22 protein-coding genes are annotated in these 23,679 nt (G+C 63.7%); 18 read left to right on the forward strand and 4 right to left on the reverse strand.

Annotated features, from left to right (window positions below; all coding sequences use genetic code 11):
• Nucleotides 1–180 precede the first annotated feature (180 nt).
• Nucleotides 181–1,599, forward strand: coding sequence for a DUF2130 domain-containing protein (locus F1002_RS03045; RefSeq protein ID WP_150427543.1), 1,419 nt, complete (start codon nt 181–183; stop codon nt 1,597–1,599).
• 122 nt (nt 1,600–1,721) lie between these two features.
• On the opposite strand, the gene F1002_RS03050 is transcribed toward F1002_RS03045, so the two are convergent.
• Both F1002_RS03050 and F1002_RS03055 read right to left on the reverse strand, forming a co-directional pair.
• Nucleotides 1,722–2,888, reverse strand: coding sequence for a YbdK family carboxylate-amine ligase (locus F1002_RS03050; protein WP_223879432.1), 1,167 nt, complete (start codon nt 2,886–2,888; stop codon nt 1,722–1,724).
• Nucleotides 2,881–4,116: a cation:proton antiporter gene (locus F1002_RS03055; protein ID WP_150427544.1), complete on the reverse strand. Its 1,236-nt coding sequence runs from the start codon at nt 4,114–4,116 to the stop codon at nt 2,881–2,883. Before F1002_RS03055 ends, F1002_RS03050 begins: the two co-directional genes overlap by 8 nt.
• A gap of 66 nt (nt 4,117–4,182) precedes the next feature.
• On the opposite strand from F1002_RS03055, the gene F1002_RS03060 reads away from it, so the two are divergent.
• The 5 genes from F1002_RS03060 to F1002_RS03080 all read left to right on the forward strand — a co-directional run bounded on the left by F1002_RS03060 (nt 4,183) and on the right by F1002_RS03080 (nt 10,813).
• Nucleotides 4,183–4,965, forward strand: a complete 783-nt coding sequence (locus tag F1002_RS03060; protein WP_150427545.1) for a gamma-glutamyl-gamma-aminobutyrate hydrolase family protein — start codon at nt 4,183–4,185, stop codon at nt 4,963–4,965.
• A 158-nt stretch (nt 4,966–5,123) separates the two neighbouring features.
• On the forward strand, nt 5,124–6,110 hold the full coding sequence (locus tag F1002_RS03065; protein ID WP_150427546.1) for an HlyD family secretion protein: 987 nt from the start codon (nt 5,124–5,126) through the stop codon (nt 6,108–6,110).
• Between the two features lie 6 nt (nt 6,111–6,116).
• Nucleotides 6,117–8,867: a ribosome-associated ATPase/putative transporter RbbA gene (rbbA, locus tag F1002_RS03070; protein WP_150427547.1), complete on the forward strand. Its 2,751-nt coding sequence runs from the start codon at nt 6,117–6,119 to the stop codon at nt 8,865–8,867.
• 1 nt (nt 8,868) lies between these two features.
• Entirely contained in the window at nt 8,869–10,002 is a 1,134-nt protein-coding gene (locus tag F1002_RS03075) for an ABC transporter permease (protein ID WP_150427548.1), read from the forward strand.
• A 118-nt stretch (nt 10,003–10,120) separates the two neighbouring features.
• On the forward strand, nt 10,121–10,813 hold the full coding sequence (locus F1002_RS03080; RefSeq protein WP_150427549.1) for a hypothetical protein: 693 nt from the start codon (nt 10,121–10,123) through the stop codon (nt 10,811–10,813).
• Between the two features lie 42 nt (nt 10,814–10,855).
• Here F1002_RS03080 and F1002_RS03085 read toward each other — a convergent pair whose 3' ends face one another.
• A complete protein-coding gene (locus F1002_RS03085; protein WP_150427550.1) occupies nt 10,856–11,299 on the reverse strand; it encodes a universal stress protein in 444 nt (147 codons plus the stop codon).
• 150 nt (nt 11,300–11,449) lie between these two features.
• Here F1002_RS03085 and F1002_RS03090 point away from each other — a divergent pair, with 150 nt between their 5' ends.
• The 8 genes from F1002_RS03090 to F1002_RS03125 all read left to right on the forward strand — a co-directional run bounded on the left by F1002_RS03090 (nt 11,450) and on the right by F1002_RS03125 (nt 18,572).
• The gene (locus tag F1002_RS03090; protein WP_150427551.1) at nt 11,450–12,862 is read left to right on the forward strand and encodes an MBL fold metallo-hydrolase RNA specificity domain-containing protein; all 1,413 of its coding nucleotides are present in this window, start codon (nt 11,450–11,452) and stop codon (nt 12,860–12,862) included.
• A gap of 35 nt (nt 12,863–12,897) precedes the next feature.
• Complete coding sequence (locus F1002_RS03095) at nt 12,898–14,646, forward strand: alpha/beta hydrolase (RefSeq protein ID WP_150427552.1); 1,749 nt, start codon at nt 12,898–12,900, stop codon at nt 14,644–14,646.
• A gap of 81 nt (nt 14,647–14,727) precedes the next feature.
• Complete coding sequence (locus tag F1002_RS03100) at nt 14,728–15,351, forward strand: methyl-accepting chemotaxis protein (RefSeq protein ID WP_150427553.1); 624 nt, start codon at nt 14,728–14,730, stop codon at nt 15,349–15,351.
• A 14-nt stretch (nt 15,352–15,365) separates the two neighbouring features.
• A complete protein-coding gene (locus F1002_RS03105; protein WP_150427554.1) occupies nt 15,366–16,106 on the forward strand; it encodes an MBL fold metallo-hydrolase in 741 nt (246 codons plus the stop codon).
• 89 nt (nt 16,107–16,195) lie between these two features.
• On the forward strand, nt 16,196–16,642 hold the full coding sequence (locus tag F1002_RS03110; RefSeq protein ID WP_150427555.1) for a hemerythrin domain-containing protein: 447 nt from the start codon (nt 16,196–16,198) through the stop codon (nt 16,640–16,642).
• Entirely contained in the window at nt 16,639–16,866 is a 228-nt protein-coding gene (locus tag F1002_RS03115) for a DUF2249 domain-containing protein (RefSeq protein ID WP_150427556.1), read from the forward strand. The genes F1002_RS03110 and F1002_RS03115 overlap by 4 nt, the downstream gene beginning before the upstream one ends.
• A 30-nt stretch (nt 16,867–16,896) precedes the next feature.
• Complete coding sequence (locus tag F1002_RS03120; RefSeq protein ID WP_150427557.1) at nt 16,897–18,195, forward strand: hypothetical protein; 1,299 nt, start codon at nt 16,897–16,899, stop codon at nt 18,193–18,195.
• The gene (locus F1002_RS03125) at nt 18,192–18,572 is read left to right on the forward strand and encodes a SirB2 family protein (RefSeq protein WP_150427558.1); all 381 of its coding nucleotides are present in this window, start codon (nt 18,192–18,194) and stop codon (nt 18,570–18,572) included. Before F1002_RS03120 ends, F1002_RS03125 begins: the two co-directional genes overlap by 4 nt.
• A gap of 38 nt (nt 18,573–18,610) precedes the next feature.
• Here F1002_RS03125 and F1002_RS03130 read toward each other — a convergent pair whose 3' ends face one another.
• Nucleotides 18,611–20,596 carry a sigma-54-dependent Fis family transcriptional regulator gene (locus F1002_RS03130; protein ID WP_150427559.1) on the reverse strand — a complete coding sequence of 662 codons (1,986 nt, stop codon included), beginning with the start codon at nt 20,594–20,596 and terminating at the stop codon, nt 18,611–18,613.
• Nucleotides 20,597–20,858: 262 nt separating this feature from the next.
• On the opposite strand from F1002_RS03130, the gene pedF reads away from it, so the two are divergent.
• Genes pedF through F1002_RS03150 form a run of 4 tightly spaced genes read left to right on the forward strand, consistent with a single transcriptional unit; the run spans nt 20,859 to nt 23,602 of the window.
• Complete coding sequence (gene pedF / locus F1002_RS03135; protein ID WP_150427560.1) at nt 20,859–21,287, forward strand: cytochrome c-550 PedF; 429 nt, start codon at nt 20,859–20,861, stop codon at nt 21,285–21,287.
• Nucleotides 21,277–22,125, forward strand: coding sequence for an ABC transporter substrate-binding protein (locus F1002_RS03140; protein WP_150427561.1), 849 nt, complete (start codon nt 21,277–21,279; stop codon nt 22,123–22,125). Before pedF ends, F1002_RS03140 begins: the two co-directional genes overlap by 11 nt.
• Before the next feature lie 8 nt (nt 22,126–22,133).
• Nucleotides 22,134–23,072: a beta-propeller fold lactonase family protein gene (locus tag F1002_RS03145; RefSeq protein WP_150427562.1), complete on the forward strand. Its 939-nt coding sequence runs from the start codon at nt 22,134–22,136 to the stop codon at nt 23,070–23,072.
• On the forward strand, nt 23,069–23,602 hold the full coding sequence (locus F1002_RS03150; protein WP_150427563.1) for a cytochrome b: 534 nt from the start codon (nt 23,069–23,071) through the stop codon (nt 23,600–23,602). The genes F1002_RS03145 and F1002_RS03150 overlap by 4 nt, the downstream gene beginning before the upstream one ends.
• The last annotated feature ends 77 nt before the right edge of the window (nt 23,603–23,679 follow it).

Below are 23,679 nucleotides of genomic sequence, written 5' to 3' on the forward strand. Positions count from 1 at the left end.
GAGCCGTTCGGCAGCGGGCGACCGGTTTATGCCCGCTGCAATCCCTCGGCGTTAAGCAGGAGGGATGCGTTTATCTGTTTCGCAACGAATCAACTGGCACCGCGCAGCAACACGCAAGGCCACTGGAACAGTTCCGGAAATGCGCCAAAACATCCTCGCCAAGGTCGAAGGAAAATAGACATGCATGAAATCATCTGCCCGCACTGCGGCAAGGCGTTCAAGATCGACGAAGCAGGTTATGCGGATATCCTGAAACAGGTTCGCGATGGCGACTTCGAAAAGCAGTTGCATGAACGTCTTGAGCTAGCCGAGCAGGATAAGCGCAATGCCATTGAGCTGGCCCAAGCCAAGGCTACCGGCGAGTTGCAAAAGGCGGCCTCTGCCAAGGATGCCGAGATCCAGGAACTGAAAGCCAGGCTCGATGCCAGCGAAGTGGAACGGAAACTGGCCGTCAATGAAGCGCTCAGTGCCGCAGAAAAAGACCGGGTAGCGCTAGCCGGTTCTCTGGAGAAGCTGCGGCACGAGAAGGAAACCGCGTCGCAGCTGGCGGAAGCCAAGCTCATGAACGAGCTACAGAAGGCTGCCGCAGCTAAAGACGCCGAGATTCAGGAGCTTAAGGCCAGGCTAGGGGCCGGCGAAGTTGCGAAAAAGCTGGCGATCACCGAGGCTGTTGGCGTGGTTGAGAAGGAGCGCGACGAACTCAAGAATGGACTTGATCGCGCTGCACTCGAAAAGCAGCTTGCCGAGACGGCGCTCAAGGACAAGTACGAAACGCAGCTCAAGGATCGCGACGAGGCCATCGAACGCCTGCGGGACATGAAGGCGAGGTTATCGACCAAGATGATTGGCGAGACCCTTGAACAGCATTGCGAGATCGAGTTCAACCGCCTCCGGGCTACAGCGTTTCCGAAAGCCTATTTCGAGAAGGATAACGACGCCCGGACGGGAAGCAAAGGCGACTACATCTTCCGCGATTTGGATGAAGCGGGCACGGAGATCGTCTCGATCATGTTCGAGATGAAGAACGAGGGTGACGAAACGGCGACCAAGAAGAAAAATGAAGATTTCTTCAAGGAGCTCGACAAGGATCGCACCGAAAAGGGCTGCGAATACGCTGTGCTCGTTTCGCTGCTTGAGCCGGAGAACGAGCTTTACAACGCCGGGATCGTCGACGTGTTTCACCGCTATCCGAAGATGTATGTGGTCCGGCCGCAGTTCTTCATCCCGATCATCACGCTGCTTCGCAATGCGGCCATGAATTCGTTGAAGTACAAGTCGGAGCTGGCATTGGTGAAGGCGCAGAACATCGATATCACCAATTTTGAATCCCAACTTGACGACTTCAAAACCGCATTCGGACGAAACTGGCGCCTGGCATCGGATGGTTTCGAAGAGGCAGTCAAGCGAATCGATGAGGCGATCAAGGACCTCGAAAAAACGAAGGAAGCGCTGCACAAATCCGCCAACAACCTACGCCTCGCCAACGATAAAGCCGAAGACCTGACAGTAAAGCGGCTGACGCGTGGCAATCCGACGATGGCAGCCAAGTTCGCCGAACTTGAGGTGCCCTCGGGAACAGGGCCAGAGGCACCCCAGTAAAGTTCGCATTTGCCCTCTTTCTTTGAAAGAAGAATGGCCGGTCATGATTGCAGACCGGCCATTTTCATTGGAAAGAGCGATGGCAGCTACGGCCGATTTCCTGCCCCATATCTGAAAGCCAGCTACACCCAACGCCAGCCAGGCTCCACCCAGGCCCGCCCGGCCCACAGCTCGCAGGATTGACGCACCAGTTCCTCCAGCGAGCCTTCGCTCGCATAGGTCTGGCGTATCTCGCCGGCGCCGTTTCGTGCCTGTAGAACCTCGGTACGGAGCAGGTTGAGGGCTTCGGTTGCCCCCAGATCGTAGGCGTGCATTTCAATGGCGGCCATGGTGCGGATGATGTCGTCGCCGATGTTGCGTTGTTCGGCAGTGCCGGGAACGACCAGCGTGCCGTCGTATCCGAAGCGGCAGGCCTGAAAGCGGTTGAAGGTGTAGACCAGGTAATCGTCTTCGCGCGGTTCCGTCGGTTTTTCTTCGAGCAGGTAGCGCGCCACTGCCTGGGCGTAGGCGGCGATCTGGGCGGCGCGTTCGACGGTCCGGGGCGTGTCCATCACCCGGAGTTCGATGGTGCCGAATTCGGGCTTGGGGCGGATATCCCAGTAGAAATCCTTCATGCTCTTGACCACCCCGGTGGCAATCATCTTGCGGTAGTAGGCATTGAACTCATCCCAGCTCAATACAAACGGTGCCCGGCCGCTGAGCGGAAAGGCAAAGACGGAATTGAGGCGGGCGGACTGGAATCCGGTATCGATTCCCTGCACGAAGGGCGAGGCGGCCGATAGCGCGATGAGGTGGGGAATGTAGCGGTTGAAGGCGTGCAGCAGCCAGAGCGCCCGGTCCGGGCAGGTGCAGCCGATGTGCACATGCTGGCCGAAGATGGTGAACTGCTTGGCGAGGTAACCGTAGAGCTGCGACAGCTGGTGGAAGCGCGGCGCGTCGAAAATGGCTTGTTTTCCCCAGTGCTGGAAGGGGTGGGTGCCGCCTCCCGAGAGCAGTATGCCCAGGCGGTCGGCCTGATGGACCAATTGGTTGCGGATGCTGCGCAATTGGCCCAAGGCGTCCTGGTAGTCCCGACAGATGCCGGTCGACAGCTCGATCATCGAGTCGGTGATTTCCGGCTTGACGTCGCCCGGGTGCTCGCGGCCAGCCATTTCACGCAGCAGGTCCGGTGCGGCGCCGATCAGGTCGTAATCCTGGCCGCCGACAATCTGCAATTCCAGCTCGATACCGAGGGTCAGCGCTTCCGATTTCGAAAAATCGGGCAGGTTGTTGTCGATCTCGTTATTCACGACGTTCTCCGCTCCATTTGAGGCACAGCGCCACGATGATCGGTCCGGCCAGCTCCATGATCGCGGCGGCGCTCATCGCGACCGGGATCAAAGTGGCTTGCAGTTCGGGGTAGATGTGTCCGAGGTCGGAGGCCGCCACCATGACCGGTCCAGCGGCCGGCGACAGGGCGAGGCCGAGCAGCAGTCCCTGGCGCCAGCTGATGCCGGCCGGGCGGGCGAACAGCAATACGCCGCCCAGCTTGGCCAGGCTGCGCGCCCCGATCAGCAACAGCGCCAGGGCGCCGCCGGTCAGCAGGTGCTCCATCTTGATCTGGATACCGACGACGAGGAAGAGCAGGACGACGAGAACCCCGCTGACCGAGCCGAAATGCTCGGGGAACACCCAGGCCCGGCGCTCACCGTTACGCAGCACGATACCGGCGAACAACATGCAGAGCGTGACTGGCAGGCGCAGCGCCTCGATCAGGCCGATGGTCATCAGGACGATACTGAGCAGGATGATCGAAGCGTATTCGTCGCGCAGCGTCAGCCAGTGGCGCAGCCGGCTGATGGTCATGGCCAGCAGCTTGCCGACGATCAGGCCGGCCCCGAGCAGGTACAGCGGATGCGAAATGGCCAGCACCCAGTCGCCGCTGTAGTGCTGGTGCAGCATGCCCATGGCCAGATGGATGGTGACCACCGAGTAGATGGTATTGAGCGCCGTCAGCACGAGCAGGCGGGTACTCACCTGGCCTTGCGCATTGCTCTCGGTGACCACGCGCATGATCACCGCCGGCGAGGTGGACATGCCGATCGCCGCCAGCAGCGCGGCAGGCTCGGAGGCAATGCCAAGGTAGCGGCTGATCGCGAAGATGGCGGCGAAAGCGGCCAGCGATTCGCCGAAGCTGGTTGCCAGCAGCCAGCGGTTGTGGCGCAGCCAGCGCAGGTCGACGCGGCTCCCCAGCTCGAAAAGCAGGATCGCCAGCGCCACGTTGAGCCCCCAGCGCAGCCATTCGTCGTGTTCGGCGACCAGGCGGTCGCCGGCGACCGTGGCAACCAGCATGCCGACCATCGGGTAGGCCGTGATCCGCGGCAGCCCCAGGTAGCGGCGCACCCACTCGCCGGCCAGCGCGGCCAGGGCCACGGCGAGGGCGATCCAGAGCGGCGAGCTCAGCACGAGGGGCCAGGCGGGCAGGAAGAACGCCAAGGGTTCGTTGATCGACGACATATTGAACGCATCCGGAATCATGCTCGTCTACCGGCGGAGAACATCTTTTCCCGAACGGAGACGATCCGCCCGGACTGGAGGCAAGGCATGAAACGAACGCTGAAGATCGGCCTGTCGGCCCGCCTGTTCCATCCGCGCCCCGGCGCTACCGGGCTGGACAGCAAGACGCTCCAGTACCTTGAGCAATCGGTGGCGCAATGGATCATGGCGCGGGATGTTCTGGTCTTCATGGTCCCCTCCATTACTCAAGATGGGATGCTCGATCGAAGTTCGGTTCGTCTGAGCGATTACGCGCAGCATCTGGACGGACTGGTCTTGCAGGGCGGCGCCGATGTCAATCCGATGGCCTATGGCGAGACCGCACTTCACCCGGAATGGGCCGGAGATCGGACCCGTGACATGTATGAGATGGAATTGCTTTTTGAGTTCCTCGAAAGTCGCAAACCGGTGCTCGGAATTTGTCGCGGCGCCCAGCTCATCAATGTCGCCATGGGCGGTTCGCTGTACCAGGACATCCGGACGCAAGTCCCCGAATCCATCGAGCATGTGGCCGATAGCTACGACCACCATACGCACGAGGTCGTCCTGGAAGAGGGCGGCTGGCTCGAAAAGCAGCTGGGGCAAGCGCCGCAGCGAAAAATCATCTCCATCCACCATCAAGGGATTCGCACCCTGGGACGCGATCTCACCGTCGAGGCCCGCGCCGTCGGCGACGGCATGATCGAGGCGATTCGCGGCACCGGGCGAGGCTTCCTGCTGGGGCTGCAATGGCACCCGGAATTTCGCCGCCCCGGCGACGAGGATGTCCTCGACTGCATGCCGCTGCTGGAACGCTTTCTCGAAGCCTGCCGCGCCGGCCACTGGCTCTAGCGTCCTCTTTTTCCGGCCGCACCCTTGCGGGGAGGGCTGCCCGCGACATGCTCGTTACAAGCCTTGGCGCAGTTGACCTGCGGCAATACGCAGCCACAGGGCAGGCCTATAATCGGATTGACTAATGACCATGTGGTCAGTAACCGATTGGGTGGTTTATGAGCCTCGCGCGTTCCGGACGGGTTGTGTTGGGTGTGGTTGTGGTGGCGCTGCTTGCCGCGGGTGCCGTCTACGTTGTTCAGCATCGTCCGGGCGGCTTGCCGGCCGGTTTTGCGTCGGGCAACGGTCGGCTGGAGGCGGTCGAGGTCGATGTGGCGACCAAGATGGCCGGCCGGTTGGCCGAACTGGGGCCGCGCGAGGGCGATTGGGTCGAGGTCGGGGCGGTGGTCGCCCGGCTGGATGCCGACGATCTGCGTGCCCAGTTGCGGGCGGCCGAGGCGCAGGTAGTGCAGGCCCGGCGGGCGGTGGATGAAACGCGGGCCGGGGCGCGCAAGTCGAAGGCCGATGCCGCGCTGGCCGGCAAGACGCTGCAGCGTTCCGAGGAATTGGTGGGCCGCGGCTTCATTTCGCGCAACAAGCTCGATACCGACCAGACCGGCATGGAAGGGGCGATGGCCGGCATGGCGCAGGCGCAGAGTCGCCTGGCCGGCGCCGATGCGGCGGTGGCGACGGCGCAGGCGCGGGTCGATAGCCTGCAGGCCACGTTGAACGATACGTCGCTGAAGGCGCCGATCTCCGGCCGCGTGCTGTATCGCCTTGCCGAGCCGGGCGAGGTGCTGGCGGCCGGCGGCAAGGCGCTGACGCTGGTCGACCTGTCGGACATGTTCATGACCCTCTATCTGCCGACCGACAAAGCAGGACTGGTGGTGCTGGGTAGCGAGGCGCGGATCGTGCTGGATGCGTTGCCGGGTGAGCCGATTCCGGCGACCGTCAGTTTCGTGGCGCCCAAGGCGCAATTCACGCCGCGCGAGGTGGAGACGCGCACCGAGCGCGAAAAACTGATGTTCCGCATCAAGCTCAAGGCCGATCCGGCCTGGCTGGCGGCGCATCGCGACCTGGCCAAGGGCGGCATGCCGGGTATCGGCGTCGTTCGGCTCGATGCCGGTGCGCCGTGGCCGTCTACGTTGCAGCTCAAGGGGCAGTAATCCGCCATGGACCGTGCACCGGTCGTCCGATTGTCCGGAGTCAGCCAGCGCTACGGCGAGGCCGTGGCGCTGGAGGCCGTCGATATCGCCCTGCCGGCCGGCTGCATGGTCGGCCTGATCGGGCCGGACGGGGTGGGCAAGTCGTCGCTGCTGGCGTTGGTGTCGGGAGCACGGCAGATTCAGCAGGGCAGGGTCGAGGTGCTGGGCGGCGACATCGGCGAGCGGCATTTTCGCGCTTCGGTGCAGCCGCGCATTGCCTACATGCCGCAGGGGCTGGGCAAGAACCTGTATCCGACGCTGTCGGTTTTCGAGAACGTCGATTTCTTCGGCCGGCTGTTCGGGCAGGGTAAAAAGGAACGCACGGCGCGCATCGCCGAGTTGCTGAGCAGCACGGGGCTGGCGCCTTTTCGCGAGCGCCCGGCAGCCAAGCTGTCCGGCGGCATGAAGCAGAAGCTCGGCCTGTGTTGTGCGCTGATCCACGATCCCGACCTGTTGATCCTCGACGAACCGACGACCGGTGTCGATCCCTTGTCGCGTCGTCAGTTCTGGGCGCTGATCGACAGTATTCGCGCCCGCCGTCCGGGCATGAGCGTGCTGGTGGCGACGGCCTACATGGAAGAAGCCGAGCGCTTCGACTGGCTGGTGGCGATGGATGCCGGGCGGGTGATCGGTTGCGGCACGCCGGCCGAACTGCGGGCGCAGACCGGGCAGGCGACGCTCGACGGCGCTTTCATCCGGTTGTTGCCGGAAGCGCGTCGGCAGGCTCACCGCACGCTGAGCATTCCGCCGCGCGTGCCCGACGGTGCGCTGCCGGCCATCGAGGCGGAGGGGCTGGTGCAGCGCTTCGGGGATTTCACTGCTGTTGACCACGTGAGTTTCCGCATCGAGCGTGGCGAGATTTTCGGTTTCCTCGGCTCCAACGGCTGCGGCAAGACGACGACCATGAAGATGCTGACCGGCCTGCTGCCGCCGACCGAAGGCATTGCCCGGCTGTTCGGCAAGGCGGTCGATGCCGGCGATCTGGAAACCCGAAAGCAGGTCGGCTACATGTCGCAGTCCTTCTCGCTGTACGGCGAGTTGAGCGTGGCGGCCAATCTCGACCTGCACGCCCGGCTGTTCCACCTGCCGGACGACCGGCGCGGCCCGCGCGTCGCCGAGATGATGCGGCGTTTCGGGCTGGAACCCTACGCCGATCAGGCAGCGGCGGAGTTGCCGCTGGGCATCCGCCAGCGCCTGTCGCTGGCGGTTGCCGTGGTGCATGAACCGAAGCTGCTGATCCTCGACGAGCCGACTTCCGGCGTCGATCCGGTGGCGCGCGACCAGTTCTGGGCGTTGCTGGTCGAGTTGTCGCGCGAGCAGGGCGTTACCATCTTCATATCGACCCATTTCATGAACGAGGCGGAGCGCTGCGACCGTCTCTCGCTGATGCATGCCGGCAAGGTGCTGGCCAGCGACACGCCGGCCGGCTTGTGCGCGGCGCGCGGCGAGGCGACGCTGGAAGCGGCGTTCATCGGCTATCTGGAAGCGGCGACGGGGGCGAGCCGGGATGCGCCGGAGCCTGTCGGCGCACCGCCTGTCGAAGCGGGAGGCGGGCGCCCGGCGGGGCGGGGCAACGGCGCAGCGCGACCGGGGGGCTTCAGCTTGCGCCGCTTGCTGGGCTATGCCTACCGGGAGGCGCTGGAGCTGCGGCGCGACGTGATCCGGCTCGGCTTCGCGCTGCTCGGTTCGGTGATCATGATGTTCGTGCTCGGCCACGGGCTGTCGTTCGATGTCGAGGGGCTGCGTTTTGCCGTGCTCGACCGCGATCAGAGCCCGGAAAGCCGCGACTACATCGCCCATGTCGCCGGGTCGCGCTACTTCGTGCAGCGTCCGCCGTTGCTCGACGAAGCCGATCTCGACCGGCGCATGAAGAACGGCGAGGTATCGCTGGCCATCGACATCCCGGCCGACTACGGGCGCGACCTGCGGCGCGGCCGCAGCCCGGAGATCGGGGTGGTGGTCGATGGGGCCATGCCTTACCGGGGCGAGACGATGCGCGGCTACATCGAGGGCATGCACCGCGACTACGTGGCGCGCCTGCTGCGCGAACAGCTCGGCGACAGGGCTTCGGCGGCCTTCGACATCGAATCGCGGTATCGCTACAACCAGGATTTCAAGAGCGTCTATGCCATGGTGCCGGCGGTGATTCCGCTACTCATGCTGCTGATACCGGCCATCCTGATGGCGCTGGGCGTCGTTCGCGAAAAAGAGCTGGGGTCGATTACCAATCTGTATGTCACCCCGGTGACGCGCTTCGAATTCCTGGTCGGCAAGCAGTTGCCCTATGTGGCCGTGTGCATGGGCAGCTACCTGCTGATGATGCTGGAGGCGACGCTGGTGTTCGGCGTGCCGGTCAAGGGCAGTCTCGCCGCCATGACGCTCGGGGCCTTGCTCTACGTGACCGCCACCACCGGCCTGGGGCTGTTGATGTCGACCTTTACCCGGACGCAGATCGCCGCCCTGTTCGGCACGGCCATCGTCACCATGCTCCCGACCCTGCAGTTCTCCGGGCTGACCACGCCCGTCGAATCGCTGCAGGGGGGCGGCTACTGGATCGGCCAGTTCTATCCGGCGACCTATTTCATCCTGATCTGTCGCGGCGCCTTCACCAAGGGCCTGGGCTTTGCCGACTTGTGGCCGTCGCTGCTGGCGCTGGCGGCCTTCATCCCGGTGCTGACACTGGTCAGCGTGGCCTTGCTCAAGAAGCAGGAGCGTTGAGATGGGCGGCTTTTCGCTGAGCAACATCTTCCGCCTCGGCCTCAAGGAACTGCGCAGCCTGGCCGCCGACAAGGTGCTGCTCGGCCTGATCGTCTGGGCCTTTTCGGGGGCCATCTACGAAGCGGCGACCGGGGTGTCGCAGCAGCTGAACAACGCGCCGGTGGCGATTGTCGACGAGGATGCCTCGCCGCTGTCGGCCCGCCTTGCCGGGGCGCTTTACCCGCCGTACTTCCGGGCGCCGGAGCTGATTCGCCTCGATCAGGTGGATGCGGCGATGAACAGCAACCGCTACGCCTTCGTGCTGGTCATCCCGGCCAATTTCCAGCGCGATCTGGCGGCCGGCCGCCAACCGGAGATGCAGCTCGTCATCGACGCCACGCTCGTCAGCCAGGCCTTCATCGGCGCCGGCTACATCACCCGCATCGTCAGCGGCGAGGTGGGCGAATACCTGACCGGGCGTCGCGATGCCGCGCCGTCGCCGATCCGCATCGCGACGCGGGCGCGTTTCAATCCCAACCTGACCGGGGTGTGGTTCGGCGGGGTCATGGAGGCGATCAACAACGTCACCATGCTGACCATCATCCTGGTCGGCGCCGCCTTCATTCGCGAGCGCGAACACGGCACCATCGAGCATCTGCTGGTGATGCCGCTCAGGCCGTTCGAGATCATGATGGCCAAGATCTGGGCCAACGGGCTGGCCGTCCTCATCGGCGTGGCGTTCGCGCTCGGCGTGATGGTCCGGCATGTGCTGGCGGTGCCGATAGCCGGATCCCTCGCGCTGTTTCTCGGCGCAGCGACGCTCTACCTGTTCGCGGCGGCGTCGATCGGCATCTTTCTCGGCACCATCGCCCGTTCGATGCCGCAGCTCGGCCTGCTCATCATCATGACCATCGTCCCGCTGCAACTGCTGTCCGGGGGCGTGACGCCGCAGGAGAGCATGCCGGCTGCCATCCAGAACATCATGGCGGCCACGCCGACCACTTATTTCGTGCGCATCGCGCAGGGGATTCTCTATCGCGGCGCCGATCTGGCCGATATCTGGCTGGACATGCTCCTGATGACGGGCGTCGGTGCCGTGTTCTTCAGCATCGCGTTGTTCCGCTTCCGCAAGGCGGTAACCCAGACGCAGATTTGAACGATGTCGGAAATTGTTGATGTGCATCATGGGCGACCGTGGGCAATCGGCCGAACATTGGTCCGGCTTGTTCAACCATATGGGTATGGTCCAAGTCGACATGTTTTTCCTCAGATATATGTTTACGGCGACTGCGGTCGCCGCCTTTTTTGGGACTGCCTGGGCAGCCGATACGGCTGAGCGGCAGTTTGTCAGTCTGGCCGAGTTGTCAGGCGAGCGCATGCACGCCCAGGCGGGGAAACGCATCGAGGTCGATGTCGATCTGAGCGGCCCCGAACTGGAGGTCGAAGTCAGCGGGGAGCGGGCGAGCATCCGCTATCGCATGAGCTTCAACCAGATCGCCGAGGGGTGGAGCTGGCAGCCGCTGGCCGACCCGCAGGTCGAGGACTACTACCGCTTCAAGTTCCTGCCATTGCAGTCGGTGCTGGTCGAGCGCGGGGAGTATGCCGGCGAGGACAAGATCGGCACGACGCAACAGATGGCGGTGCGCTGGCGTTACGACTATTTCCTGGCCTTCGACAATCTCTACGATTTTTATCCGCGCAAGGTCGATGACGATGCGGGGTTCCTGGCCGAGGTGCCGTCAGGCCTGGTCGGGCATGTTGGCCTGCGCGCCAGGGCGACGCTGGTCGAGCCGGTGATCAGCGAAAGCACGACCTTCTGGAAGGCCATCTACAGCCGTCCCGTCGATTTCACGCTGAAGAAGCGCTATCTGGTCGGCCATCTCGACGAAGTCGATTTCGTTGATACCGACAGCGGCAAGGTCCTGTGCCGGATTCTGCCCGGTCAGGGGCGCTGCTCGGTCAATTGAGCAAGGCCGGCGCATCGGCCCAAGCGGATGCGCCGTGCTTGTCTAGCGATAGACGAGGACCGGCACCTTGGAGTGGGTCAGCACCTTGTTGGTTTCGCTGCCGAGCAGGAAGCCGCTGATGCCCTTGCGCCCGTGGGAAGCCATGAAAATCAGGTCGCAGCCCGATTTTTCCGCGGCCTCGATGATCGCTTCGTAGGGCACGTCGCTGGTTGCCGAAGTCTTGCTGCATTCGACGCCTTGTTCGGCGCACAGCGCAGCGACTTCGCCAAGGTATTCGTCGGCCTGCTGGTCGGCGAGCTGGGCGAATTTCTCCGGCGTCGTCGGGTCGATCAGGGCGCCTTCGCCAAAGTAGGCGATCGGGTATTCCGGCTTGGCGAAAAAGACCGTGATCCGCGCGCCGGCTTCCTTGGCGAACGATACGGCGCGCTTGGCCGTGGCCCGCGACAATTCCGATCCATCGGTCGGGACGAAGATATGCTTGAACATACTGTACCTCCTGAGTTGGTCTGTGTGCGGCCAATCCGGCAATCCGATCCGGCAATCGGCCGGGCTTCGGGGAAAACGCCAGAATGACCACCAGCGTTGCATTTCGCCTTGTTGAGGATCATGCTACGCCAAGTCGGGAGGATTTCAAACATGCGTCTTGTATTTCTCGGTGCTGCCGGCGAAGTGACCGGCTCCTGCACGCTGGTCGAAACCGGCGATGTGCGCTTTCTGGTCGATTGCGGCATGTTCCAGGGCGGGCCGGAAGCGCGCCGGAAGAATCAGCGTGCCCTCGATCTCGGTTTCGATGTGCGCGGGATCGATTTCGTGCTGCTGACCCACGCCCACATCGACCATTCCGGCCTTTTGCCCCGCCTGACCATGCTCGGCTATCGCGGGCCGATCTTTGCCACCCGGGCCACCGTCGATCTGCTGGAAGTGCTGCTGCCCGATAGCGCGCACATCCAGGAGAAGGAGGCGGAGTGGCAATTGCGCCACCGGCACCGGCGCGGCAAGGGCGAACGGGGCATTCCCGCCCCCTTGTATTCCGTCGCCCAGGCGCTGGCCTGTCTGAAGCAATTGCAGCCGGTCGACTATGGGCGGGCAGTCAGGGTGGACGACCAGGTCAGCGTCGTTTTTCGCGATGCGGGCCACATCCTCGGTTCGGCCTCGCTGGAGGTGACCGTCAGCGGCGAAGGGAAGCCGCGGCGCCTGGTCTTCTCCGGCGATCTCGGCATGTCCGGCCGGCCGGTGCTGCGCGATCCGGAACCGCCGCCGGCCGAGGCGGACGTGTTGCTGGTCGAATCGACCTATGGCGACCGCCTGCACCGTTCGCTGACCGAAACGGAAGACGAGATCGTCGCCGCCATCGAACGGACGCGGGCAGCCAAGGGCAACCTGATCATTCCCGCGTTTGCGGTCGGGCGAACGCAGGAGATCATCTACATGCTGACCGACCTGGTGCGTCGCAAGCGCCTCTCGCCGCTGAAGATCTACGTCGATTCGCCGATGGCCAATGCGGCGACGCGCATCACCCTGGCGCATCCGAACCTACTCGACCAGGAAACGCGCGAATTGCTGGCCTGGCAGCAGGCGCATCCGGACAAGGTGAGTATCGAGTTCGTTGCCGACGTCGAGCGTTCGAAGTCGCTCAACGACATCCGCAGCGGGGCGGTGATCGTGTCGGCCAGCGGCATGTGCGAAGCAGGGCGTATCAAGTACCACCTGCGCGAAAACCTGCCGCGCAGCGAATGCGCGGTGCTGATCGCCGGCTTCCAGGCCGCCGGAACGCTGGGCCGTCGCCTCGTAGACGGTGCCCGGCTGGTGACCATCTTCGGCACGCAGGTTCCGGTCCGGGCGCGCATCTACACGGTCGGAGGCCTGTCGGCGCATGCCGATCAGGCGGCGCTGCTCGAATGGCTTGCCGGATTCCGCAAGCCACCGGGGCGAACCTTCGTTGTGCACGGCGAGGCGGGGGCCTCGGCGAACTTTGCCAAAGCCATTGGTGAGCGTCTGATGTGGTCGGCAGTTGACCTTCCGCAATCCGGCGCATCGTACACGTTGTAAGATAACTGACTATCAGGTCATTAAGAGGTTTCATCATGTCCGGTAATTCGAATGGCAAGCACAACGCAGTCGATATCCGCAGCGAAAGCCCGATGGAAACGTTGGGCAACGCGGTCAGCAAGGCGATCGATCCCTATGGTGTGACCACCTCGATGCTGGCGGCCCAGATGGCTTGGCTGATGCATCCGCAGGAGCTGGCGCGGGCTGCCAATGCCCTGTCGGGCGATCTGCTGGCCTTGCAGTCGCATGTCATGCGCCGGGCGCTGGGTATCCCGTCTGAGGACGTGATCAAGCCCCACGCCGACGACGCGCGCTTCGCCGATCCGGTGTGGACCGAATCGGCCAGTTGGGACATCGTCAAGGAATGGTATGTCGCCTTCACGCGCCGCCTCGAGGACATGTTCTTCGAGACGCCGGGTCTGTCCGACAAGGAGCGCCGGCGTTCCGCCTTCTGGCTGCGCAATTGGCTGAACATGGTGGCGCCGACCAATTTCTTCTGGCTCAACCCGGTGGCCATGCGTCGTTTCGTCGAAACCAACGGCGAAAGCCTGCGCAAGGGCTGGGAGCATTTTCAGCGCGACCTCAAGGCCAAGAACATCCTGATGGTCGAGCCGGATGCCTTCACGGTCGGCGAGGATCTGGCAAGCACGCCCGGCAAGGTCGTTTTCCGCAACCGGCTGGTCGAACTGATCCACTATGAACCGACGGCCGCCAAGGTGCGGGCGATGCCCATCGTGATCATCACGCCGTGGATCAACAAGTTCTACATCCTCGACCTGACGGCCCGGAAGAGCATGGTCAAGCACCTGACCGACCAGGGCTTCTCGGTGTTCATCACGAGCTGGAAGAATCCCGGTGCCGACATGGCGGATGTCCGCTTCGACGACTACCTGCTCGAAGGCGTCAACGAGGTGGTGCGGGTGGCCGGTGAATTCTGCAAGCAGCCCAAGGTACATCTGGTCGGCTACTGCATCGGCGGTACGCTGGTCAGCACCTACATGGCCTGGGCCAACAAGCGTTTCGGCCGGGACGAGATGCCGGTCGCGCACTGGACGCTGTTCACGACGCTGACCGATTTCGCCCATCCGGGCGACATCGACGTCTTCATCGACGAAGCCTGTATCGGCGCACTGGAGGAGTCGATGGCCAGGAAGGGCTACCTCGACGGCAACGAGATGGCCTCGTCCTTCCGCATGCTGCGTTCCAATTCCCTGATCTGGCATTACTGGGAAGCCAGCTACCTGCTCGGCGAGCCGCTGCCGCCGTTCGACGTGCTGTTCTGGAACATGGATACGACGCGCATGCCGCAGGCGATGCATGCCTACTATCTGCGCGAGTTCTACCTGAACAACAACCTGATCAAGCGCGACAAGCTGACGATTGCCGGCGAATCCATCGACCTGGACTGCATCGTCCAGCCGCTCTATGCCGTGACCGCGGAGGATGACCACATCGCTCCGTGGAAGCAGTGCTATCGCATCCGCAAATACATCAACGTCGAGGCGCCGGTGCGCTTTGTGCTGTCGACGTCCGGACACATCTTAGGCATCGTGAATCCCCCGGCCAAGCCGCCCAAGCGCGCGTACTGGATCGGCGAACCGGCACGTAACGAACATTGGGAACACTGGTTCGAGCGGGCCGATAAGCGCGCGGGGACGTGGTGGGAGGATTGGGTGGCCTGGCTGAGCGAGCGAACCGGCGAACTGGTCGAGCCTTACCCGGCGGCCAATCGGAAGTTCCCGTCCCTCGGCAACGCGCCGGGAACCTATGTGTTCGAAAAGTAGCACTTGACTCCTTTGCGCGGGCTGGTTCTATTTCGTCCGAATTGGTACATTGCCGGCTGACGAAACCCATGTGAGGTATTCATGACAACGGCTCTGGTCTCAGCTGCGCGCAAGGCCCCGCAGGCTGGCGTCGACTTGATGCGCATTGTCCGCATCAACGAAGAAATCAAGTCGGTCGTCAATGTCGCGTTCAAGATCAACATCATGGCGCTCAACGCCATTTTCCTTGCCAAGCGGGCCGGAACGGCGGCCCGCGGCTTCGGCGTGCTGTCGAACGAATTGCGGGTCTTCTCGCAGGATCTGCGGGATTGCATGTCGTCATTGACCGGGCTGGTGCATGCCTGTGTCGACGATGTGTCGCGCATGCTGCAGGATATCCGGCATACCCGCTTGCTGCGCCAGGCAGTGGCGATGTCGTCCAAACCCGAAGTGGCCGCCGTGCTGGCGGCGCGCGAGGTCGAGAACGAGCGGCATGCGCAGAGCCTTTCCGGGCAGCGCCGGCAGCTCAAGCGGGCGCTCGAGGAAGCCTTCAGGATGGTCGAACTGGGCGGCGTGCTGGCCAAGTCGGCAAAGATAGAGGCCGCCTACGGCCAGTCGTTTGCCGTGCCGCTCTCTCAGGTTTCCAGCGAGTTCGATGGCGTCGTCGAGGAAATCCGCGTGTCGCTGGAATCGCTACGCCATTCGGCGTTTTTTGCTACGAAATAACCCAGGGAGGGGGCGTGAAAACAACAAGAACAATCTTTCAGGACGGCGACCACAAGTGGATCGCGATCGTGCGCGATCCGGAGAAGCCGAATCATCTGATCGACACCAACGAATACCTGATTACCCATGGCGGGCAGGGGATGCTGCTCGACCCGGGCGGCGCCGAGGTGTTCCCTGCCGTTTTCTCAGCGCTGTCGGCCGAATTCGACCCCTCGGCGCTGGCCGCTGTCTTCGCTTCGCACCAGGACCCGGATACCTGCTCCTCGCTGGCGCTCTGGCTGGAATTCAATCCCGCCATGCGCTGCCACGTCAGCTGGTTGTGGCGCGGCTTCATCCCGCATTTTGGCGGGAACGCCGATACCTTCGTCAGCATTCCCGACGAAGGTGCCGATATTTCCCTGAGCGGCCTGACCCTGCGCGCGGTGCCGGCGCACTACCTGCACTCGTCGGGAAATTTCCATATTTACGACAAGACCGCCCGGATGCTGTTCTCCGGGGACGTCGGCGCTGCTCTCCTGCCGCCCGGCGAGGATGGCCTGTTCGTCGAGCATTTCGACAAGCACATCCGCCATGCAGAGGGCTTCCATCGCCGCTGGATGGGCTCCAACGAGGCCAAGCGCCGCTGGTGCGAGCGCGTGGCCCAGCTGGATATCGACATGCTCTGCCCGCAGCACGGAGCGATCTACCAGGGTGAAGACGTTCAGCGCTTCATCAACTGGTTCGACGAATTGCAGGTCGGTATCGTTAACGGCTGAATCTTTCCGGATTTGACGGTGGTCAAAGAGCATTCACCGGGCATCCCGTGAGAATGGCTCCGACGGAACCCACAGAGAGAAAAAAACACATGACCACCATACGCAGTTTCATGACCGACGATCATCGCCGTTGCGATGATTTTTTCGCCGAGGCCGAGCAGGCCATCGGCAAGAAGAATATTGCGGCTGCCCGTGCCGCCTTCGAACATTTCCAGTCATCGGTATTGGCGCATTTCGAATGCGAGGAGAAAACCCTCTTCCCGACTTTCGAGGCCAAGACCGGCATGACCATGGGGCCGACCCAAGTGATGCGCATGGAGCACCAGCAAATGCGCGACTTGCTCGACGATGCCCGGAATGCCATCGAATCGGGCGATATGGACGATTATCTCGGCCTTGCCGAAACCTTGCTGATCATGATGCAGCAGCACAACATGAAGGAAGAGAACATTCTCTATCCGATGTGCGACCAGCATCTCTCGGCAGAATTGCCCGCCGTTCTCGAACGGCTGGAAATGGAGCTGCGCGACGAATGAGCCACCCGAAGACCCCGCATGTCGTGGATGCACGCTACATGGAGCCTCCCGGCCCTTTCGTGGCAACCATGGAAATGCTCGATACCCTGAAGGATGGAGAGAAAATGCTGCTCCTGCTCTTTCGCGAGCCGCATCCTCTGTACAAGGTTCTGCGCCAGAACGGTCATGACTACGAAACCGAGCTGATGCCCGATGGCACATTCGAAATCCTGATTTCACGCTGACCGGGCATCGGCTGCTTTCACGCTGCAACGATGCAAGCCTTGCTGTCCTTTGAAAACGCGCCGCCTTTCGCGGCGCCGTTGCGTTTCTTCCTGACCGCGCCGCTGTTCGCCGTCCTGGCCGGCCTGCTGCTGGCCTGGAACGGCCCGCAGCTCATGGCGTCGCGCTGGATGCCCGGCGCCCTGGCGGCCACCCATCTGGTGACGGTGGGTTTCATGCTGCAGGTGATGCTGGGCGCCCTGATCCAGATTTTGCCGGTGGTCGCCGGAGCCAACCTCCGGCACCCGCTGCGCGTGGCCCGCATCGTCCATGTCGGGCTCAGCGGCGGGGGGCTGTTGCTGGCTGGCGGTTTTCTGACAGCCCCTTCCGGAATGCTGGGCGTTGCCGCACTGCTGCTGGGTGCCACCCTGCTGTATTTCTTGGCGGTTTGCATCCAGGCATTGGCGGGTGTGCCGTCGACCAGCCCGACCATCCGGGGTCTCAAGCTGGCGTTGGTCGGGCTTGCCGCCGTGGTCGGGCTCGGCATGGCGATGGCCTTCGCGTTGACCTACGGCTGGTCGGTTCCGCTCACTGCGCTGGCCGACCTCCATGCCGGCTGGGGTTTGGGCGGCTGGGCCGGGGTGTTGCTCGTTGCCATGGCCTATGTCGTCGTGCCGATGTTCCAGTTGACTCCGGGTTACCCGGCGCGGCCGAGCTGGTGGTTCCCGGTGGCCATGCTTATCCTGTTGCTGCTGTGGAGCGGCGGCGTGCTGGGGAATCTGGGCGGATTGGTGCAGTTGAGCCAGGGGCTGGCGGCGGTTGTCGGTATCGCCTTCTGTGTGTTGACGCTGCGCTTGCAGGGAAAACGACGCCGGGCGCGGGCCGATGTCACCTACCGCTACTGGCAGCTTGGCCTGGTGGCAGGCGTGCTCGCCTTGCTGATGCTGTTGATCTCCTCGCTGTGGCCGGCGGCCAGCGAACTGGACGGATGGACGATCGGTTTCGGCATCCTGATCGTCGCCGGGGGTTTCATGCCTTTCATCACCGGCATGCTCTACAAGATTTCCTCGTTTCTCTCCTGGCTGCATCTGCAGAATTTCGGCCAGGCAAAAATACCGGCACCGGCCATGAACAAGATTTTGACGGATACCGATTGTCAGCGGCAGATGGTCGCCTACGTCGCGGCGCTGGCGCTGTTGCTGGCGGCGGTGATCGTGCCGGACTGGCTGGCGCGACCGGCCGGACTGGCGTTTGCGCTGGCCAATGCCTGGCTGTTCTGGAACCTGGCCAGCGCCGTCCGGCGTTATCGTCGGGCGCAGGCCGAGATGGCGGAAAAACTGGCGGCCTTATGAGTTACCTGGCGATCAAGCACCTGCACGTGACCTGTGTCGTGCTCAGCGGCCTGGGGTTCTGCCTGCGCGGCATCTGGATGATGCGCGAATCGCCGTGGGCCAGGCATCGCCTGGCCCGGATACTGCCTCATGTGATCGATACGCTGCTCCTGGGCAGCGCCTTGACCCTGGCCTGGATGAGCGGCCAGTACCCGTTCGTCAGCGGCTGGCTGACTGCCAAGCTGTTCGGGCTCATCGGCTACATCCTGCTCGGCATGATGGCGCTCAGGCGCGGCCGCACCCGTGCGCTACGCATCCGCTTTTTTGTCCTTGCGCTGGGTACCTACGCCTATATCGTTAGCGTTGCGCTGTCGCGCAATCCCCTGGTCCTGTTTTGATTTGAGGGAGCCGCCCCGCCGCCGGGGCGGCTCCCGGCCTACATCCGCCCCAGCTTGCGATACAGGGTATTGCGGCTGATGCCCAGTTGCCGGGCGGCCGACGAGATATTGCCGCCCGCCGCTTCCAGCGCGCGCATCGCCGCCTGCCGGCTGATCGCATCGAGGCTGTTCGAACCGTCGAGCGGTGCGGCAGCCCAGGGGTCGTGGGTCGGGGCAGGGGTTCCCCGGCTGAATGGCGAGGCCTCGAACAATTCCTCGGGGAGGTGGGTTTCGCCGATCAGCGTTTCATCGTCGTCGAGCAGGGCGATGGCGACCCGGATCACGTTGAACAGCTGACGGATGTTGCCCGGCCAGGCATATCCCTCGATGGCCTGCAGCGCACCTTCCGAAAAACGTACCGGTGCGCAGCGCGAGGCAGTTTCGGCGGCGGCCAGCTTGGAGACCAGGGTGCGGATGTCGGTACGCTCGCGCAAGGCGGGCAGGGTGACGCTCATGCCGTTGAGGCGGTAGTAGAGATCCTCGCGGAAGGTGCCGCGGGCGACTTCTTCGCGGAGTTTGCGGTGGGTGGCGCAGACCAGTGAAATGTCGACCTGGATCGAGCGGGTGCTGCCCAGCGGCGTCACGCAGCGCTCCTGAAGGACGCGCAGCAGGCGGGCCTGCAGGTTGAGCGGCATGTCGCCGATTTCGTCGAGAAATAGCGTGCCGCCATGGGCCTGCTGGATCTTGCCCGGTGCGCCTTCCTTGCGGGCGCCGGTGAATGCGCCGCCCTGGTAACCGAACAATTCGGACTCGATCAGCGACTCGGGAATGGAGGCGCAGTTGAGCGCGACGAACGGTGCATCGCGTCGCGGCCCGCTGTTATGGAAGGCTTTGGCGAACATTTCCTTGCCGGCACCGGATTCGCCCTGGATCAGGATAGGGATGTCGCGGTCGAGCATGCGACGGGCGCGGTCGATGGCTGCCTGGAGACGGATGTCGCCGGTGTTCAGGGTGTCGAGCGTCAGCTTGGGCGCGCTGCAGCTCTCCGGCCGGCGGGCGGGGCGCACCGGCGGCAACTCGTCATAGACGCGGCCGGCGACGCTTTGCGGCGGCAATTGCCCGCGCAGCTGGAGATGGAAGGGTTTGCCATTGACGCTGATCTCGCAGGTCGCCTGCGGATTGGAGCGCAGACGATCGACGAGGGCCGCCAGGTTGCTTTCGAAGACCATCGAGAAGTCGCGGCGCACGGCGTCGACCTGGCGGATGCCGAGCAGGTCGAGGCCATTGCGGTTGATGGCCAGTACCTGACCGTCCGGAGAGACGGCGGCCATGCCCTCCCTGGGGCTGCCCAGGTAGTCGGCGCGGCCGTGGAAGCAGACCAGTATGTCGCGGGCGTGAACGGTTTCGAACAGGCGCTTTTCGACGATGGCGGACGACAGCCGGACGAGGCCCAGCGTATGGCGCTGATGGCTGCGGTAGTCGCCGGAGATGTCGAGCACCCCGATCAGCCGGCCGTCCGGTCCGAAGATCGGGCTGGCGCAGCAGGTCAGGAAGCCGTTGTTCTCGAGGAAGTGTTCGCTGCCCAGGACGGCAATCGAGGTTTCCTCGGACAGCGCGGTGCCGATGGCGTTGGTGCCGCGCAGATTCTCGTCCCACGAGGCGCCGGCGAGGATCGCGACGCGGTCGGCGCGGCTGACGAAATCAGGGTCGCCGACCGTTTCCAGCAGCAGGCCGTTCGAGTCGGCCAGGATGACCATGCTGCCCGAGTCGCGAATCTGCTCGAAGACATGTTCCATGATGGAGCGCCCCTGGGTGAGCAGGAGGCGGTTGCGTTCCTGTTCGGTCTTGAGCGCCACGCGATCCATCGCGTCCATGGCCGGAGCGTAGTTCGCGTCGCCCAGGCCGAAGCGGCGGCAGCGCTCCCAGGAACGCAGGATGACCGGGTCGACCAGCCCGTCCGGCAGGTTGCCCTGATCGAAGAATAATTGCCTTGCCTGCCGCAGACGCTGGTCGTGCGCGTCGGGCAGTCGTTGAATTTGTCCCATCTCTCCTCCGGATGCTCCAGATTTTTTTATTGTGTTGTTGCAAAACGTAACAGCTGCACTTTTTATTAGCAATGCGGCGAGCAGTGCGTACCCTCTTTGAGCAAGTGGCGTGCCAGACGTTCATGCTATTGCTCATTTTCTCCGAATTTTCCCGTCAAGGGCGAAATGTCAGGGTTGGCGCGTCGCGACATCGCGCCTGGCACAGGGTTTGCAGAAGGGGAGTCATTACGGCGGTAACCGGACCTCAAATCAAGGAGACAATGTGAAACACGCTTCCCGTACCCTCTGCGCCCTTGTCGCAGCCTTGTCCATCGGCATTGCAGTTCCCCGGGCATTTGCCCATGGCGACGTCGTGCCGCAGGCGGTCGATACGACCGGCCTGAAGAATCTTGGCGCCGACTTCCAGTCGGCCAACCCGTATCGCAAGGACAAGACGGCCATCCGTATCGGCGACTCCGCCTACAACCAGAACTGCGCCCGCTGCCACGGCCTGGGCGCCATTTCCGGGGGCATTGCGCCGGATCTGCGCTACCTGCCGCTTGGCGATGAGGGCGACGAGGTCTTCCTGCCGCGCATCCGCAAGGGTTCGGTTCGTGACGGCCGCGTTTACATGCCGCCGTTCGAAGGAATCCTGTCGCAGGAAGCAATGTGGGCCATCCGGACCTGGCTGGAAACCGTCCATGAAGACTGATCGCCGCCTTTGGCTGAAGGCATGCGCCGCCCTGCCGCTGGCCACCTGCCTGCCGGCAGCGGCGGATGCGCTGGAGTCGGTCCGCCAGCGCGGTCGCCTGCGGGTGGCGGTCTATAACCAGTTTCCGCCGTACTCGATGGCGGGGGGCAAGGGCATCGATGCCGACATTGCCCGGGCGATTGCGGCCAAACTGGGGGTGAGCGCCGAGGTGGTCGGCTACAACGCCGACGAGGACATGAACGACGACCTGCGTAACATGGTCTGGAAGGGGCATTATCTCGGCGCCCAGCCTTCCGACGTGATGATGCATGTGCCGGTCGACGAGTATCTGGCGCGCGCCAACGACAAGGTGCGGATCTTCGGCCCCTACCATCGCGAAACCCTGGCCCTGGCGCGCAATCCGGAGCGCATTCCGAAAGCGCCGTCAGGCTCGGCCGCCGTGGCGCTGGAGGTGTTCACCCGCGAGAAAATCGGTGTCGAGACTACTTCGCTGGCCGACTCCTTCTTGTTGTCGGTGCTCAACGGCCGTCTGCGCGACAACGTCGTGCATTTCAAGACCGTGGCCGAAGCCGCGCAGGCCATGGCCGACGGCCGCGTTTCCGCCGTGCTCGCCCAGCGTGCCGAATTGGAGTCCGCCTTGCAGGGGCAGACCCGGATGCTCATCGATACGCCGCATTTGCCCGAATTGAAGATGGATGGCTGGCTGCTGGGGATGGCCGTCAAGGTCGAGGAGCAGGCGCTGGCGGAGGCCATTGGCGCCGCCCTGGCCGAACTCAAGCGGGACGGCAGCATCGGCGAGATCTTCAAGCGTCACGGCATTTCCCACCAACCGGTCTGAGCGTTCCCATGCGACTTGCTTCCCTTCTTTGCGCGGCCGTGCTGGCCGCCTTCGGCGGTTCGGCCACGGCCGGCCCGCTGGCTTATGTGCCCAACGAAAAATCGGCCACGGTCAGCGTCATCGATACCGCCACCGACCAGCGGCTGCGCGATATTCCGCTCGGCGAGCGGCCGCGCGGCATCGCTGCCGGGGGCGGGCGGCTCTATCTGACCGATGGCAAGACGGGCAGTCTGCTGATCGTCGATGCGGCAGCAGGCAAGCTGCTGAAAACCGTGCGCATCGGCGATTCGCCCGAGGGCGTGAGCCTCTCGCCCGACGGCAGGATGCTGGCGGTGGCCGTCGAGGACGACAACAGCGTTGCCTTGCTCAATGCGAGCGACGGTCGCCCGTCGGCCCGCATCAAGGTCCAGGGGAAGAATCCGGAACATGCGGTGTTCAGTCCCGACGGCCGCTGGCTGTACGTCAGCGCGGAAGAGGCCGAGCAGGTCGATGTGATCGATGTGGCCGGCCGCCAGCAGGTCGCCAGCATCCCGGTCGGCAAGCGCCCGCGCGGGATCGGTTTCCTGCCCGATGGCAGCCGGGCCTACGTCGCCAGCGAACTGGCCGGCAAGGTCTATGTCATTGACGTACGGCAGCGCCGGGTGGTGGCGGAGATTGCGGCCGGACAGTATCCGAACGGGATCGCCATCCATCCCGATGGCCGGCGGGTGTTCGTCTCCAACGGCCGCGATCCTTCGGTGATGGTGATCGACGTGGCCGGCAATGCCGTCGTTGCCACCATCGAGGTCGGCAAGCGCCCCTGGAACATGGCGCTGACGCCCGACGGCAGCAAGCTCTATGTCGCCAACGGCCGTTCCGGTACGGTTTCGGTGATCGATACCGCGGACATGAAGAAAACCGCCGACATCGATGTCGGCGAACTGCCCTGGGGAGTGAGTATCCAATGAGCGCACAACGCTATACCCTGCCGGCGATCCTGCTCCACTGGGGGCAGGCGGTCGTCGTCGTTTGGCTACTCTGGCTGGGGTGGACCATGGTCGACTTGCCCAAGGGGGCGGAACGCAGCGCCGCTTACGGCCTGCACAAGTCGCTCGGCCTCCTGGCCATGGGCCTGGTCATCGTGCGTCTGCTATGGCGCGCGCGGCATCCGGCACCGCCGGCGCTGTCGGTTGGCGGCGAGGGCCGGCTGGCTGCGGCGGTGCATCATCTGCTCTACGTTTTTCTGGTGTTTGCCCCGGTTGCCGGTTACCTGGCGTCGTCCTTCACCCCGTATCCGCTGAAATTCTTCGGCCTTGAGATGCCGAAGCTGGGCTGGCCGGATGAGGGCCTGAACGCGACCTTCAAGCAGGTGCACGTGGTATTCGTATGGAGCGGGGCAGCCTTGATCGCGCTGCACATTGCCGGAGCGCTCAAGCACGCCGTGTGCCGCGACGGCACGATTGCCCGCATGCTGCCCGGCCGGTTGTTCAATAAATGAACAATGTGCTCCATGCTGGAGCAGTGTTGCTCTCACGAAAGTCATAGCGGCGCCGGCCTGGAATGCTCTGGGATAGA

Origin of the sequence: Dechloromonas sp. CZR5, from assembly GCF_008711155.1 — a bacterium.
Classification (GTDB): Bacteria; Pseudomonadota; Gammaproteobacteria; order Burkholderiales; family Rhodocyclaceae; genus Azonexus.

Coding starts and splice junctions, on each gene's coding strand:
- F1002_RS03045 (WP_150427543.1), top strand. CDS start 181: ATGCATGAAATCATCTGCCCGCACTGCGGCAAGGCGTTCAAGATCGAC.
- F1002_RS03055 (WP_150427544.1), bottom strand. CDS start 4,116: ATGATTCCGGATGCGTTCAATATGTCGTCGATCAACGAACCCTTGGCG.
- F1002_RS03060 (WP_150427545.1), top strand. CDS start 4,183: ATGAAACGAACGCTGAAGATCGGCCTGTCGGCCCGCCTGTTCCATCCG.
- F1002_RS03065 (WP_150427546.1), top strand. CDS start 5,124: ATGAGCCTCGCGCGTTCCGGACGGGTTGTGTTGGGTGTGGTTGTGGTG.
- rbbA (WP_150427547.1), top strand. CDS start 6,117: ATGGACCGTGCACCGGTCGTCCGATTGTCCGGAGTCAGCCAGCGCTAC.
- F1002_RS03075 (WP_150427548.1), top strand. CDS start 8,869: ATGGGCGGCTTTTCGCTGAGCAACATCTTCCGCCTCGGCCTCAAGGAA.
- F1002_RS03080 (WP_150427549.1), top strand. CDS start 10,121: ATGTTTACGGCGACTGCGGTCGCCGCCTTTTTTGGGACTGCCTGGGCA.
- F1002_RS03085 (WP_150427550.1), bottom strand. CDS start 11,299: ATGTTCAAGCATATCTTCGTCCCGACCGATGGATCGGAATTGTCGCGG.
- F1002_RS03090 (WP_150427551.1), top strand. CDS start 11,450: ATGCGTCTTGTATTTCTCGGTGCTGCCGGCGAAGTGACCGGCTCCTGC.
- F1002_RS03095 (WP_150427552.1), top strand. CDS start 12,898: ATGTCCGGTAATTCGAATGGCAAGCACAACGCAGTCGATATCCGCAGC.
- F1002_RS03100 (WP_150427553.1), top strand. CDS start 14,728: ATGACAACGGCTCTGGTCTCAGCTGCGCGCAAGGCCCCGCAGGCTGGC.
- F1002_RS03110 (WP_150427555.1), top strand. CDS start 16,196: ATGACCACCATACGCAGTTTCATGACCGACGATCATCGCCGTTGCGAT.
- F1002_RS03115 (WP_150427556.1), top strand. CDS start 16,639: ATGAGCCACCCGAAGACCCCGCATGTCGTGGATGCACGCTACATGGAG.
- F1002_RS03120 (WP_150427557.1), top strand. CDS start 16,897: ATGCAAGCCTTGCTGTCCTTTGAAAACGCGCCGCCTTTCGCGGCGCCG.
- F1002_RS03125 (WP_150427558.1), top strand. CDS start 18,192: ATGAGTTACCTGGCGATCAAGCACCTGCACGTGACCTGTGTCGTGCTC.
- F1002_RS03130 (WP_150427559.1), bottom strand. CDS start 20,596: ATGGGACAAATTCAACGACTGCCCGACGCGCACGACCAGCGTCTGCGG.
- F1002_RS03140 (WP_150427561.1), top strand. CDS start 21,277: ATGAAGACTGATCGCCGCCTTTGGCTGAAGGCATGCGCCGCCCTGCCG.
- F1002_RS03145 (WP_150427562.1), top strand. CDS start 22,134: ATGCGACTTGCTTCCCTTCTTTGCGCGGCCGTGCTGGCCGCCTTCGGC.
- F1002_RS03150 (WP_150427563.1), top strand. CDS start 23,069: ATGAGCGCACAACGCTATACCCTGCCGGCGATCCTGCTCCACTGGGGG.